This is a genomic window from Lelliottia sp. WB101 (assembly GCF_003051885.1).
Classification (GTDB): domain Bacteria; phylum Pseudomonadota; class Gammaproteobacteria; order Enterobacterales; family Enterobacteriaceae; genus Enterobacter; species Enterobacter nimipressuralis.
Genome location: NZ_CP028520.1, coordinates 17,105 through 30,028, shown reverse-complemented (window position 1 = coordinate 30,028; position 12,924 = coordinate 17,105). Strand labels below are relative to the sequence as shown.

Sequence of the window (12,924 nt, the reverse complement as noted above, 5' to 3'; positions counted from 1 at the left end):
GGCGTGAGGAGAAACCATGCTGGAACTGATTTGCAAACGCCTGCTGCTGGCGATCCCGACCTTACTGCTGGTGAGCATGATGGTCTTCGGGCTGCAAAAACTGCTGCCCGGCGATCCGCTGATTGCGATGGCGGGCGAAGAGCGCGATCCGGCGGTGATTGCTCAGCTGCGCGCAGAACTGAATCTCGATGCGCCGCTGCCGGTGCAATATTTTGACTGGCTGACGCGTGCGCTGCAGGGCGATCTTGGGGTCTCTTTACGCACTCACGAGCCTGTGACGTCGCTGATTGCCAGCAAACTTCCGGTCACGATGGAGCTGTCCCTGCTGGCGATGATCATTGCGCTGGTGTTCGGCATCAGCATGGGGATCCTCGCGGCGGTTAACAAAAACAGCTGGGTCGATCATGGCGCCAACTTTGTGGCGATCTCGGGGATCTCGATACCGCACTTTTGGCTGGGGATCCTGTTGATTCTGGTCTTCTCGGTCAATTTGCAGTGGCTGCCCGCCTCCGGCTATGTGCCGTTCAGCGAAGATCCGCTGCAAAACCTGCGCACGCTGCTGCTGCCTGCGTCGGTGCTCGGCACCGGCCTGGCGGCGACGCTGATGCGCCACACGCGCGCCTCGATGATCGCCGTGCTGAAGGCCGATTACATCCGTACCGCCCGGGCAAAGGGGCTGCTGCCGAAAGCGGTGATTCTCAAGCACGCGTTTCGCAACGCGCTGGTGCCGGTGATCACGCTCACCACGCTGCTGTTTGGTGAACTGCTGGGCGGCGCGGTGCTGACCGAGCAGGTCTTCACAATTCCAGGCTTTGGCAAAATGATCGTCGATTCGGTGTTTAACCGTGATTACGCGGTGGTGCAGGGCGTGGTGCTGATCGTGGCGATTGGCTTCCTGATGCTGAACCTGCTGGCTGACGTGCTCTACGTCCTCATCAACCCGAAAATGCGAGGTTAATCGTGGCTGAACTGACGACTCAAACCGTAGTACCTGCGTTGCCGCGCGCGCAGAATCGGGTGCTGAAGAAATTTCTCGCCAATAAAAGCGCGGTGATTGGCGCGGTGATTGTCGGCATCTTTGTGCTCATCGCCCTGATTGCCCCCTGGCTTGCGCCCTTTGATCCAGTCAAAGCTAACTTCCTGGCGGTGCGTAAGCCGCCGTCAGAGCTGTATTGGTTTGGCACCGACGAGCTGGGCCGCGACATTCTCTCGCGCATCGTCTGGGGCGCGCGAACGTCCCTGATGGCGGGCTGTATGTCGGTGGTCATTGCCGTGGTGATCGGGGTACCGCTCGGGCTGGTGGCCGGTTACTTCCAGGGGATCTGGGACGGCGTGATCTCACGCTTTATCGAAGCGCTGCTGGCATGCCCGTTCCTGATCATGGCGATCGCCCTGGGGGCGTTTTTAGGCCCCAGCCTGACTAACGCGATGATCGCCATCGGGCTGTCGGCCATGCCGATCTTTGCCCGTCTGACGCGCGGCCAGGTGATCGCCATTCGTAATGAAGAGTACATAGACGGCGCGAAGGCGATTGGCCTGCCGGATCGCTGGATCATCGTGAAATATGTGCTGCCCAATGTGATGTCACCAATTCTGGTGCAGGCCACGCTGGCGATTGCCTCCGCCATTATCGCCGAGGCCAGCCTGTCGTTTCTTGGCCTTGGTCAGCAGCCGCCGAATCCGTCCTGGGGCTCGATGCTCAACACGGCAAAAGGTTTTCTGGAACAGGCGCCATGGATGTCTGTTTTCCCTGGTATCGCCATTTTCCTTGCGGTACAGGGCTTTAATTTACTCGGTGACGGGCTGCGCGATGCGCTCGATCCGCGCCACGACTAAGGAGTCATGATGACCAAAGCGCTTGATTTTACGACCGGTTACGATTCACGACGCCCGCCAATGATGGGGCACAACGCGGTCGCCACTTCGCAGCCGCTGGCGGCGCAGGCCGGGATGCGGATGTTGCAGCTCGGCGGTAACGCCGTTGATGCCGCCATAGCCACGGCCATGGCCCTGACGGTGGTTGAACCGACGGGCTGCGGCATCGGCAGCGACGCCTTTGCCATCGTCTGGGACGGCGAAAAGCTGCACGGTCTGAACGCGTCAGGCCGATCGCCTGCCAGCTGGCATGCGGATCTGTACGCGGGCAAAACCGACGTGCCAGAGCTTGGCTGGGACGCGGTGACGGTGCCGGGCGCCGTCTCCGGCTGGGTAGCACTGGCCGAGCGTTTTGGCACGCTGCCGCTGACGACCCTGGCGCAACCGGCCATTGAGTACGCGCGTAACGGTTTCCCGGTGTCGCCGCTGATTGGTCATCTGTGGCAGCGCGGCTTTAACAAACTAAAAGATCAGCCGGGCTTTAGCGCCTGCTTTGCGCCAGAGGGCCGCGCGCCGCGCATCGGTGAGATATTCCGTAACCCGGCGCAGGCCAACTCTCTTGAGCTGATTGCCAAAACCAACGGCGAAGCCTTCTATCGCGGTGAGCTGGCGCAGAAAATCGCTGCCTTCGCCAAAGAGCACGGCGCGCATCTGACGGCAGACGATCTGGCGAATCATCGCGTCGACTGGGTGGAGCTGCTGTCGCGCGATTTCGCCGGTGGCTCGGTGCAGGAACTGCCGCCAAACGGTCAGGGGATCGCCACGCTTATTGCGCTGGGGATTCTGGAGCAGTGCGGGATCGAAAAACATCATCCGGACTCTGTGCAATCTCTGCATCTGTCGATCGAGGCGATGAAGCTGGCGCTGGCGGATCTCGATCGCTACGTGGCCGACGAAGAGCACATGGAGTTTGCCGCGAAAGAGCTGTTAAGCGACCACTATCTGAAATCGCGCGCGGCGCTGATCGATCAGGATAACGCGTCTGATTTCACCTACGGCGCGCCGACGCAAAGCGGTACGGTTTACCTCTCTGCCGCCGATTCCAGCGGGATGATGATCTCCTTTATCCAGTCCAACTTTATGGGCTTTGGCTCAGGCGTCGTGGTGCCGGACACGGGCATTAGCCTGCAAAACCGCGGCTGCGGCTTTGTGCTGGACCCTAAACATCCTAATGCCCTGGCGGGCAGTAAGCGTCCGTTCCATACCATTATTCCAGGCTTCGCGATGGACGGGCAGGGTAAACCGCTGATGTCGTTTGGGGTGATGGGCGGGCCAATGCAGGCGCAGGGGCACATGCAGATGGCGCTGCGAATTATGCTGCACGGGCAAAACCCCCAGGCGGCGATCGATGCGCCGCGCTGGCGCGTGGTGAAGGGCCGGGAAGTGATCGTTGAATCGAGCTTCGACCGCAATACTATTGCGGCGCTGCGCGAACGCGGGCATCAGATTACGGTGGAAGATCCGCTGCAGGATTATAACTTTGGCGGCGCACAGGTGATTTACCGCATGCCGGAAGGGCACTACGTCGCCGCAACTGAAAGCCGTAAAGACGGGCAGGCGTTAGTGAGTTAACACGCCGCTATCAGCATGTGAAAGCCGGGTGAGGCGCTGCCGCACCCGGTTTTTTTTCATCCAATGCTAAACGGATCGGCGTCCTGCCATGCCGGAAACTTCTCCCGGTACTCTTTCAGTGCCGTCAGCGAAAGTTCGGCGTCGATACGCGTCGCCTGATGCGGTTCGGCGGTGGCAATAATTTCCCCCTGCGGATTCACCACCCGGCTATCGCCGCGGTAGTGATGCCCGTTGCCATCGGTGCCTACGCGGTTACAGCCCACCACATACGCCTGATTCTCAATGGCGCGCGCCACCAACAGCGCTTGCCAGTGCAGCGAGCGTGGCGCAGGCCAGTTGGCGACGTAGAGCGCCAGATCGTAATCATTACGGTTGCGTGACCAGACCGGGAAGCGCAGGTCGTAACAGACCAGCGGAAGAATGCGCCAGCCGCGCCACTCAAACACCACCCGCTCGTTACCCGCCTCGTAGTGATGATGCTCATCGGCCATGCGGAACAGGTGGCGTTTATCGTAAAAATGCAGCGTGCCGTCCGGCTCGACGAGCAGGAAGCGGTTCACCGGCCCACGCTCGGTCTGCAGCGCGGCGCTCCCCGCGACGAGCGCGTTCGTCTGCCGGGCCTTGCTGTGCATCCACGCGACGACGTCATCCTGCGCCAGAGACTGCTTTGCCGCCTCCATGGCGAACCCGGTAGTGAACATCTCCGGCAGCACGATCACATCGCGTCCGGTGATCTCTTCGAGCTGACGATCAAAATGGCGCAGGTTGGCGGGACCGTCCATCCACACCAGGGGCTGTTGTAAAAGGGTAATCTTCAAACCAGGCACAATCATGACTCCTCGAAAGACGGCTTTTTGACACTGTAGCACGGGAAAAAGAGAAAATGTGGCAATAAAAAACCCCGCACGCGGCGGGGTTTGTGGAAGCGATGCGGGTTAGGCCGCTTCAGGTTTGCGGACTTTCTCCGGCAGCTTTACCGGCCGGGTCGCCAGCTCGTCGTGCTCGAAATCATCCACGTTAATGCTGCGCAGACGGCTCTCTTCCGCTTTCACCAGTACCGCAGCTTCATTCTGATCGATGATCCCACCCGCCAGCGCCTGTTTGGCCAGTTCATCCAGGCGAGTAAACGGCAGGTTTTTGCCCAGCTGTTTACAGATTTTCTGGTGAACAGGATCGGCTGCCATCACATCCAGCAGCGCCTCTTCCAGCAGACCAACCGGGTTATGCTCGGTAGGCTTCAGGTATTGACCGCGACCGATACGGGAGCGGGTTGCACTTGGAACCTGCAGGATCTTCGCCACTTTGTGATCCAGGATATCGGACGGTGCCAGATGATGACGACCGGTTGGGAAGATCACCACGCGCAGTGCGCCTGCCACAAAGCGGTTCGGGAAGTTCGCCAGCAGATCGTCAATCGCCTGCTCTGCCTGATAGAGCGCATCCTGCACGCCCCAGTGGACTAATGGCAGATCCGCTTCATGACGGCCTTCATCGTCGTAACGTTTCAGGACTGCAGAGGCAAGGAACACCTGGCTCAGGACATCGCCCAGACGCGCAGAGATACGCTCGCGACGCTTCAGGCTGCCGCCGAGGACTGCCATCGACACGTCTGACAGCAGCGCCAGGTTCGCGCTCAGGCGGTTGAGATGCTGGTAGTAACGTTTGGTCGCATCACCCGTTGGTGTGGCGCTGGTGAGACCGCGCGTCAGGCCCAGCCAGAAGCTGCGCATTTTGTTGCTGCCGACATGGCCGATGTGTTTAAACAGCAGCTTGTCGAACGCATTCACGTCGTTGTTTTGCGCCGCAGCCATCTCTTCCAGTACATACGGATGGCAGCGAATCGCGCCCTGACCGAAGATCATCATGCTGCGGGTGAGGATGTTGGCGCCTTCCACGGTGATGGCAATCGGTGCGCCCTGATAGCCGCGCGCCAGGAAGTTACCTTCGCCGAGCATAATGCCTTTACCGCCAGCAATATCCATCGCATCAATAATTGACTGCTGCGCACGATGGGTACAGTGATACTTGACGATAGCCGACAGCACAGCCGGTTTTTCGCCCAGCATGATGCCGTAGGTGATCAGCGACGCCGCCGCATCCATCACGTAAGCGTTGCCCGCGATGCGCGCCAGTGGCTCTTCGATACCTTCCATCTTACCGATGGAGATTTTGAACTGACGGCGGATGTGGGCGTAAGCACCAATCCCCATCGCGACGGATTTCAGGCCACCGGTAGAGTTCGACGGCAGGGTAATACCGCGACCGACCGACAGACATTCCACCAGCATACGCCAGCCCTGTCCGGCCATTTTCGGGCCGCCGATGATGTAATCAATCGGTACAAAGATATCTTCACCACGGGTCGGACCGTTCTGGAACGGTACGTTCAGCGGGAAGTGACGACGACCAATTTCGACGCCAGGCGTAGAGGTTGGGATCAGCGCACAGGTGATGCCCAGATCTTCCTCGTCGCCCAGCAGTCTGTCCGGATCAGAGAGTTTGAACGCCAGGCCCAGTACGGTGGCAATCGGTGCCAGCGTAATGTAACGCTTGTTCCAGGTCAGGCGCATACCCAGCACCTGCTGGCCCTGCCACTCGCCCATGCAGACTACGCCGGTATCGGGGATAGCACCCGCATCAGAGCCAGCTTCCGGGCTGGTCAGCGCGAAGCAAGGGATTTCCTGACCACGCGCCAGACGCGGCAGATAGTGATCTTTTTGCTCTTCGGTGCCGTAATGCTGCAGCAGTTCGCCCGGGCCTAAAGAGTTTGGTACGCCAACGGTGATCGCCAGGATCCCTGACACACCCGCCAGTTTTTGCAGCACGCGAGCCTGAGCGTAAGCGGAGAACTCCAGGCCGCCGTACTCTTTCTTGATGATCATCGCGAAGAAGCGATGCTCTTTCAGATAGGCCCACAGTTCCGGAGGCAGATCGGCCATTTCATGGGTGATCTGGAAGTCGTTCGCCATGCGGCACGCTTCTTCTACCGGACCATCAATAAAGGCTTGTTCTTCTGCTGTCAGCCGTGGCTGCGGGTAGTTGTGCAGCTTCTTCCAGTCCGGGTTGCCCTGGAACAGATCGCCTTCCCACCAGGTGGTACCCGCGTCGATGGCTTCTTTTTCCGTGCGTGACATCGGTGGCATCACTTTACGGAAGCCGCGGAACACCGGGGCGGAAATCATCGACTTACGCATCGAAGGCACGTTGAGCGGCAGCAGGATAATTGCCAGCGGCAGCACAACCCAGATATTCCACAGACCAGACAGGCCAAGCGCAGCCGTCCAGGCCAACAGAATCAGGCTACTCAGTAATAAACTGACGCGGTGATAGAACAACACACCGAGCAGAACAACGGTTGCGATAATGCTCAAAATCATCATAAAGAAAAGCTCCCTTGCTTGTAGGAGGTCTGACCACTTGTGATGATATGGTTGTAGTGGATGTTATTTCTTTTAGCAATGCATTCACAAAATAATTACAACCTGGTTCACATTGTTCAGGTTTTGACAGGCACGAATAATCAAAACGCCGAAGGATCTGCATCGCCATGACCAGGAGCAGACTTAAGCCAGTGAGAGGGTGAGAGCAGGCACTGCCAGCGCATATACCACGTCAAGTATGACGGGTATAGCTTCTCGCTTTTCTCGCGATCCGGTACACTCCCTGTGTTATTTCATCAATACTGAAGGATTATCCTCATGTACCAGGATCTTATTCGTAACGAACTGAACGAAGCGGCGGAAACGCTGGCCAACTTTCTGAAAGATGAAGCCAATATTCACGCGATTCAGCGCGCGGCGGTTCTGCTGGCAGACAGTTTCAAAGCCGGCGGCAAAGTGCTCTCCTGCGGTAACGGCGGTTCACATTGCGATGCGATGCACTTCGCTGAAGAGCTGACCGGTCGCTACCGTGAAAACCGTCCGGGCTACCCGGCGATCGCGATTTCTGACGTTAGCCACATCTCCTGCGTGGGTAACGACTTCGGTTACGATCATATTTTCTCGCGCTATGTTGAAGCGGTAGGGCGTGAAGGCGATGTGCTGCTGGGGATCTCCACGTCGGGTAATTCCGGCAACGTCATCAAAGCCATTGACGCTGCGCGTGAGAAGGGGATGAAAGTTATCACTCTGACCGGCAAAGATGGCGGTAAAATGGCGGGCTCGTCGGATATCGAAATCCGCGTGCCGCATTTTGGTTATGCTGACCGTATTCAGGAAATTCACATCAAAGTGATTCATATCCTGATTCAGCTGATTGAAAAAGAGATGGTTAAGTAAGACTTCGCTGGGGGCACTCTTGCCCCCGCTGTTGTGGAGGTGATGTATGTGCGAATTGCTCGGGATGAGCGCCAATGTGCCAACCGATATCTGCTTTAGTTTCACCGGGCTGGTGCAGCGCGGTGGAGGAACCGGGCCGCATAAAGACGGCTGGGGCATTACCTTCTACGAAGGCAAAGGCTGTCGCACGTTCAAAGATCCGCAACCCAGCTTCAACTCTCCTATTGCCCGACTGGTCCAGGATTACCCGATAAAATCCTGCTCGGTCATTGCCCATATTCGTCAGGCGAATCGGGGGGAAGTGGCGCTGGAAAATACCCATCCGTTTACCCGTGAACTGTGGGGCCGCAACTGGACTTACGCCCATAACGGGCAGCTGACCGGCTATAAATCGCTGGAAACGGGCAATTTCCGTCCGGTGGGTGAAACCGACAGTGAGAAAGCGTTTTGCTGGTTACTGCACAAGCTGACAGAGCGCTATCCGCGCACGCCGGGAAATATGGAAGCAGTGTTTAAATACATCGGCACGCTGGCCTGTGAGCTGCGTGAGAAGGGCGTGTTTAACATGCTGCTGTCAGATGGGCGCTATGTGATGGCGTTCTGCTCGACCAATCTTTTCTGGATCACGCGTCGCGCGCCCTTTGGTGTGGCAAAACTGCTGGATCAGGATGTGGAAATTGATTTTCAAACCGAGACCACACCCAACGATGTGGTCACGGTAATCGCCACTCAGCCCCTGACGGGCAATGAAACCTGGCAAAAGATTATGCCAGGCGAGTGGGCACTATTTTGTCTCGGGAACCGTGTAGTTTGACGCCAGCTGCGGGTGGACGACTTCATGACTCAGCGGTTTGCTGACAATGTATCGACCATCCGCGACCGAGACGGTCGGTGGCTTGTGCGTCTGCTGGAAGTAGTCGTAACCCGGTTTCAGCTGTTTCCAGAAATCCGCGTAGGTCGAATACTTGTGGCGCTGCATGTTGGCATCGGTCATGCGGAACGGATAGATGCTCACCTGCACGCCCGCCTGGCCGAAGACTAACGCGCCGGTCACAAACTGGAAAATCTCATCAATACCGCTGTCTGTCATGGCGTAGCAGCCGATAGACACGCAGGCACCGTGAATCATCAGGTATTTACCTTCGTAACCATGGGCCCGATCGTAGGCGTTCGGGAAGCCGATATTGATGGCTTTATAGAAGCGGCTGTCGGGTTTGAGCTGATTGCGCTGAACGGTATAAAATCCTTCAGGACTTTTGAAATCACCCTGACGTTGTTTCGGACCTAATCCGCCGGAATAGTTACAGATTTTGTAGCTATCAAGCAGTTGATATGTCTCGCCCATTTTAACAAATAGATCGAGCGTGCGTTCTTCCTTGAAGATCTGAATATAAACCGGTGATCCCATTAATTGTTGTTTATATTCTTTGCTGACCGGTGTGGTTGAACTGTTGCTGCCAAGCAGCCCTGCGAACGAGACACACGGGATCAGAAGCATCGCAATGAACAATGCGATTTTACGCATACTACAAGTTCCTTGATAAAGCCAAACCAACTTGCCAGGACGGCAAAAGAGACCCGAAATCAGAATTTTCTGGATTAGGAGCGCTCACATTAGCATCGCTGCATTTTTTCGCAAGAGTGAACTAATGAGTTTACAAATTAGTTGGCATTTATAGCTTATCAGGCCGCGTTTGAAACCAGGAACTTTGCGTAATTGTGGAGGATGTGAAGACGCTGATACTTTTCAATTCTGAATTTTTAACTGTATACTTATCCAGTGAAAAGGTGAGGGTTAAGTATGCGCAAAATAATCCATGTCGATATGGACTGCTTTTTTGCCGCCGTAGAGATGCGTGATAATCCGGCGCTGCGGGATGTCCCCATCGCCATTGGCGGCAGCCGCGTTAAGCGTGGTGTTATCAGCACTGCCAACTATCCGGCGCGCAAATTTGGCGTGCGCAGCGCCATGCCCACGGCGATGGCACTCAAACTCTGCCCTCATCTCATTCTGTTGCCCGGCCGCTTTGATGCTTACAAAGAAGCCTCGGCCCATATCCGGGAAATCTTCTCCCGCTACACGTCGCTCATCGAACCCCTTTCTCTCGACGAAGCCTATCTCGACGTCACGGACAGTCTGCACTGCCACGGCTCCGCCACGCTGATGGCGCAGGAGATCCGCCAGACCATTTTTAAAGAGCTAAATTTAACGGCCTCCGCCGGGATTGCGCCGGTCAAATTCCTCGCCAAAATCGCCTCGGATCTGAATAAACCGGATGGGCAATATGTCATCACGCCTGATGAGGTCCCGGCCTTTTTGAAGACTCTGCCGCTCGGCAAAATTCCTGGTGTCGGCAAAGTCTCGGCCGCGAAGCTGGAAACGCTGGGGCTGCGCACTTGCGAAGACGTGCAGAACAGCGATCTGGCGATGCTGCTTAAACGCTTTGGCAAATTTGGCCGGGTGCTGTGGGAGCGCAGTCAGGGGATTGATGAGCGCAGCATTAACAGCGAGCGGCTGCGTAAATCGGTGGGAGTGGAGCGCACCCTTGCGGAAGATATCCACGAGTGGAGTGACTGCGAAACCATTATTAACGAGCAGCTTTACCCCGAGCTGGAGCGGCGTCTGGCGAAGGTGAAACCCGATCTGCTGATTGCCCGGCAGGGGGTGAAACTCAAGTTTAACGACTTCCAGCAAACAACCCAGGAGCATGTCTGGCCGCGACTCAATAAAGACGACCTGATCGCAACGGCGAAAAAAGCCTGGCAGGAGCGCCGTGGGGGAAGGGGAGTGAGGCTGGTGGGTTTACACGTCACGCTGCTGGACCCGCAACTGGAGCGACAGCTGGTGCTGGGGTTATAAAACGTATAAAAAAGCCCGGTAGCGCTTCGCTTACCGGGCCTATTGTCTACATATCGCTATGGCACTGATTCTGCTGGCCCGACAACGCACTGCCGCCGGGCACGTGCAGCGTCTTACTTAGCCGGAATCGCTTTCAGCAGTTCTGTCAGCAGCGTCCAGTAGTGGCCCACGCTTTCGATATGCACCTGCTCGTCCGGAGAGTGTGGCCCGGTAATGGTCGGCCCAATGGAGACCATATCCATATCCGGATACGGTTTCTTGAACAGACCGCACTCCAGACCCGCGTGGATCACCTGAATGTTCGGCGTGCTGTTGAACAGACGCTGATAGGTTTCACGCACCAGCGCCATGACCGGAGAGGTCGCATCTGGCTGCCAGCCTGGGTAGCTGCCCTTGGCGGAGGTTTTCGCACCAGAGAGTTTGCCCAGTGATTCCAGCATGCTCACGACATACTCTTTACCGCTGTCAATAAGAGAACGGATCAGGCAGATGATTTCCGCGCTGTCGTCGCTCATGGTGACAACGCCGACGTTCAGGGAGGTTTCCACCACGCCTTTCGCCACGTCAGAGTTGCGGATCACGCCGTTTGGTGTGGCGTTCAGCAACTGCACAAAGCGGTCGCGTGACTCGGTCGTCAGCGCGGCTTTATCGCTGGATACGGCTTCCAGAACCACGGTCAGGTTTTTCTCTTTCACTGACAGTTCGTTTTTCAGGATATCCAGGTAGACGTTCGCCAGGTTTTTCAGCTCGTCGGCTTTGTTTGCTGCAACAGCAACGGTGGCGAAGGCTTCACGAGGGATCGCGTTACGCAGGGTACCGCCGTTGAAATCCACCAGACGCAGATCCAGCTCAGCCGCGTGACCGGCCAGGAAGCGCGCCAGCAGTTTGTTGGCATTGCCCAGACCTAAATGGATATCGCCGCCCGAGTGACCGCCTTTCAGCCCTTTCAGCGTCAGCTTGAAGGTCTGGAAGCCAGCCGGAACCGCTTCACGAGTCAGAGGCAGGGTAGAGATGAAATCAATACCCCCCGCGCAACCCATGTAGATCTCACCCTCTTCTTCAGAGTCGGTGTTGATCAGGATATCTGCCTGCAGCCAGTTGGCCTGCAGACCAAAAGCACCGTCCATACCCGCTTCTTCGGTCATGGTCAGCAGCACTTCCAGCGGGCCGTGCTCAACGCGATCGTCAGCCAGCACCGCCAGCGCGGAGGCCATACCGATGCCGTTATCTGCGCCCAGCGTGGTGCCGCGTGCTTTAACCCATTCGCCGTCGATGTACGGCTGAATCGGATCTTTCGTGAAGTCGTGGTCGGTGTCATTGTTTTTCTGCGGCACCATATCCAGGTGCGCCTGCAGCACAACCGGTTTGCGGTTTTCCATGCCTGCGGTGGCCGCTTTACGAATCAGAATATTGCCAACCTGGTCACGCTCTGCGTGCAGGCCTTTTTCCTTCGCCCAGCCCATAATATGTTCGGCAAGCTGTTCTTCGTGATAGGAAGGGTGAGGAATGGAACAGATTTTGGCAAAAATATCCCACAGCGGCTGTGGCGATAATTGAGACAGTTCAGACACGATAAGTCTCCTTGTCGTGGCGCTGCAAACAAGCTTGCAGGTCACAGGGTTAGCAGAGTGATAGTCAGCACAAGTCGGGCTTGCGAGATGAGGTTGAGAATACCACTTTCTCCGTTCGCTGCTAGCATTAAGCACGTAAAAACTCCGCCCCGCGCCGCTAAACACTGGTTTTTAGTGCGTCAGATCTCTATAATCTCGCGCAACCTATTTCCCCCTCGAACACTTTTTAAGCCGTATATAAACAGGCTGGGACACTTCACATGAGCGAAAAATACGTCGTCACCTGGGACATGTTGCAGATTCACGCGCGCAAACTGGCTGCACGCCTGATGCCTTCTGAACAGTGGAAAGGCATTATTGCCGTGAGCCGTGGCGGTCTGGTACCGGGCGCATTGCTGGCTCGTGAACTGGGTATTCGCCATGTCGATACCGTCTGCATCTCCAGCTATGATCACGATAACCAGCGCGAGCTGACCGTGCTGAAACGCGCTGAAGGCGACGGCGAAGGCTTTATCGTCATTGACGATCTGGTCGATACCGGCGGCACTGCCGTTGCGATCCGTGAAATGTATCCAAAAGCACATTTCGTCACCATCTTCGCCAAACCAGCTGGTCGTCCGCTGGTCAACGACTATGTTATCGACATCCCGCAGGATACCTGGATTGAACAGCCGTGGGATATGGGCGTGGTCTTCGTACCGCCGATTTCTGGCCGTTAATTACAGAACGAAATTATTTTTAACGCCCGGTGATGCCGGGCGTTGTTTTT

At 56.7% G+C, this 12,924-nt stretch carries 11 protein-coding genes; 7 read left to right on the top strand and 4 right to left on the bottom strand.

Annotation, left to right across the window (positions count from 1 at the left end):
• Positions 1–16 precede the first annotated feature (16 nt).
• The 3 genes from DAI21_RS00125 to DAI21_RS00115 are packed head-to-tail and all read left to right on the top strand — an operon-like array spanning position 17 to position 3,447.
• Entirely contained in the window at positions 17–958 is a 942-nt protein-coding gene (locus DAI21_RS00125; protein ID WP_100777518.1) for an ABC transporter permease, read from the top strand.
• A gap of 2 nt (positions 959–960) precedes the next feature.
• Entirely contained in the window at positions 961–1,836 is an 876-nt protein-coding gene (locus tag DAI21_RS00120; protein WP_100777517.1) for an ABC transporter permease, read from the top strand.
• Positions 1,837–1,845: 9 nt separating this feature from the next.
• A complete protein-coding gene (locus DAI21_RS00115; protein WP_100777516.1) occupies positions 1,846–3,447 on the top strand; it encodes a gamma-glutamyltransferase family protein in 1,602 nt (533 codons plus the stop codon).
• A gap of 56 nt (positions 3,448–3,503) precedes the next feature.
• Here DAI21_RS00115 and DAI21_RS00110 read toward each other — a convergent pair whose 3' ends face one another.
• Together DAI21_RS00110 and fadE are read right to left on the bottom strand one after the other, a co-directional pair.
• On the bottom strand, positions 3,504–4,274 hold the full coding sequence (locus tag DAI21_RS00110; protein WP_107704208.1) for an amidohydrolase: 771 nt from the start codon (positions 4,272–4,274) through the stop codon (positions 3,504–3,506).
• A gap of 108 nt (positions 4,275–4,382) precedes the next feature.
• On the bottom strand, positions 4,383–6,827 hold the full coding sequence (gene fadE, locus DAI21_RS00105; protein ID WP_100777515.1) for an acyl-CoA dehydrogenase FadE: 2,445 nt from the start codon (positions 6,825–6,827) through the stop codon (positions 4,383–4,385).
• 318 nt (positions 6,828–7,145) lie between these two features.
• Between fadE and lpcA the strand changes: the two genes are divergently transcribed.
• Together lpcA and DAI21_RS00095 are read left to right on the top strand one after the other, a co-directional pair.
• The gene (gene lpcA / locus DAI21_RS00100; RefSeq protein ID WP_100777514.1) at positions 7,146–7,724 is read left to right on the top strand and encodes a D-sedoheptulose 7-phosphate isomerase; all 579 of its coding nucleotides are present in this window, start codon (positions 7,146–7,148) and stop codon (positions 7,722–7,724) included.
• A gap of 46 nt (positions 7,725–7,770) precedes the next feature.
• Complete coding sequence (locus tag DAI21_RS00095) at positions 7,771–8,538, top strand: class II glutamine amidotransferase (protein ID WP_100777513.1); 768 nt, start codon at positions 7,771–7,773, stop codon at positions 8,536–8,538.
• Here the strand turns inward: DAI21_RS00095 and dpaA are convergent.
• Positions 8,509–9,249 (bottom strand): peptidoglycan meso-diaminopimelic acid protein amidase, encoded by a 741-nt coding sequence (gene dpaA / locus DAI21_RS00090; RefSeq protein WP_100777512.1) that lies wholly within the window; start codon positions 9,247–9,249, stop codon positions 8,509–8,511. The genes DAI21_RS00095 and dpaA overlap by 30 nt on opposite strands.
• A gap of 276 nt (positions 9,250–9,525) precedes the next feature.
• Here dpaA and dinB point away from each other — a divergent pair, with 276 nt between their 5' ends.
• Positions 9,526–10,584, top strand: a complete 1,059-nt coding sequence (gene dinB, locus DAI21_RS00085) for a DNA polymerase IV (protein ID WP_102104390.1) — start codon at positions 9,526–9,528, stop codon at positions 10,582–10,584.
• 113 nt (positions 10,585–10,697) lie between these two features.
• Here the strand turns inward: dinB and pepD are convergent, their stop codons facing one another.
• The gene (gene pepD, locus DAI21_RS00080; RefSeq protein WP_100777510.1) at positions 10,698–12,155 is read right to left on the bottom strand and encodes a cytosol nonspecific dipeptidase; all 1,458 of its coding nucleotides are present in this window, start codon (positions 12,153–12,155) and stop codon (positions 10,698–10,700) included.
• Positions 12,156–12,415: 260 nt separating this feature from the next.
• Here pepD and gpt point away from each other — a divergent pair, with 260 nt between their 5' ends.
• Complete coding sequence (gene gpt / locus DAI21_RS00075; protein WP_047174674.1) at positions 12,416–12,874, top strand: xanthine phosphoribosyltransferase; 459 nt, start codon at positions 12,416–12,418, stop codon at positions 12,872–12,874.
• The last annotated feature ends 50 nt before the right edge of the window (positions 12,875–12,924 follow it).

Excerpts from the sequence above, each read along its gene's own strand:
- DAI21_RS00125 (WP_100777518.1), top strand. The coding sequence starts at position 17 with ATGCTGGAACTGATTTGCAAACGCCTGCTGCTGGCGATCCCGACCTTA.
- DAI21_RS00115 (WP_100777516.1), top strand. The coding sequence starts at position 1,846 with ATGACCAAAGCGCTTGATTTTACGACCGGTTACGATTCACGACGCCCG.
- fadE (WP_100777515.1), bottom strand. The coding sequence starts at position 6,827 with ATGATGATTTTGAGCATTATCGCAACCGTTGTTCTGCTCGGTGTGTTG.
- lpcA (WP_100777514.1), top strand. The coding sequence starts at position 7,146 with ATGTACCAGGATCTTATTCGTAACGAACTGAACGAAGCGGCGGAAACG.
- DAI21_RS00095 (WP_100777513.1), top strand. The coding sequence starts at position 7,771 with ATGTGCGAATTGCTCGGGATGAGCGCCAATGTGCCAACCGATATCTGC.
- dpaA (WP_100777512.1), bottom strand. The coding sequence starts at position 9,249 with ATGCGTAAAATCGCATTGTTCATTGCGATGCTTCTGATCCCGTGTGTC.
- dinB (WP_102104390.1), top strand. The coding sequence starts at position 9,526 with ATGCGCAAAATAATCCATGTCGATATGGACTGCTTTTTTGCCGCCGTA.
- gpt (WP_047174674.1), top strand. The coding sequence starts at position 12,416 with ATGAGCGAAAAATACGTCGTCACCTGGGACATGTTGCAGATTCACGCG.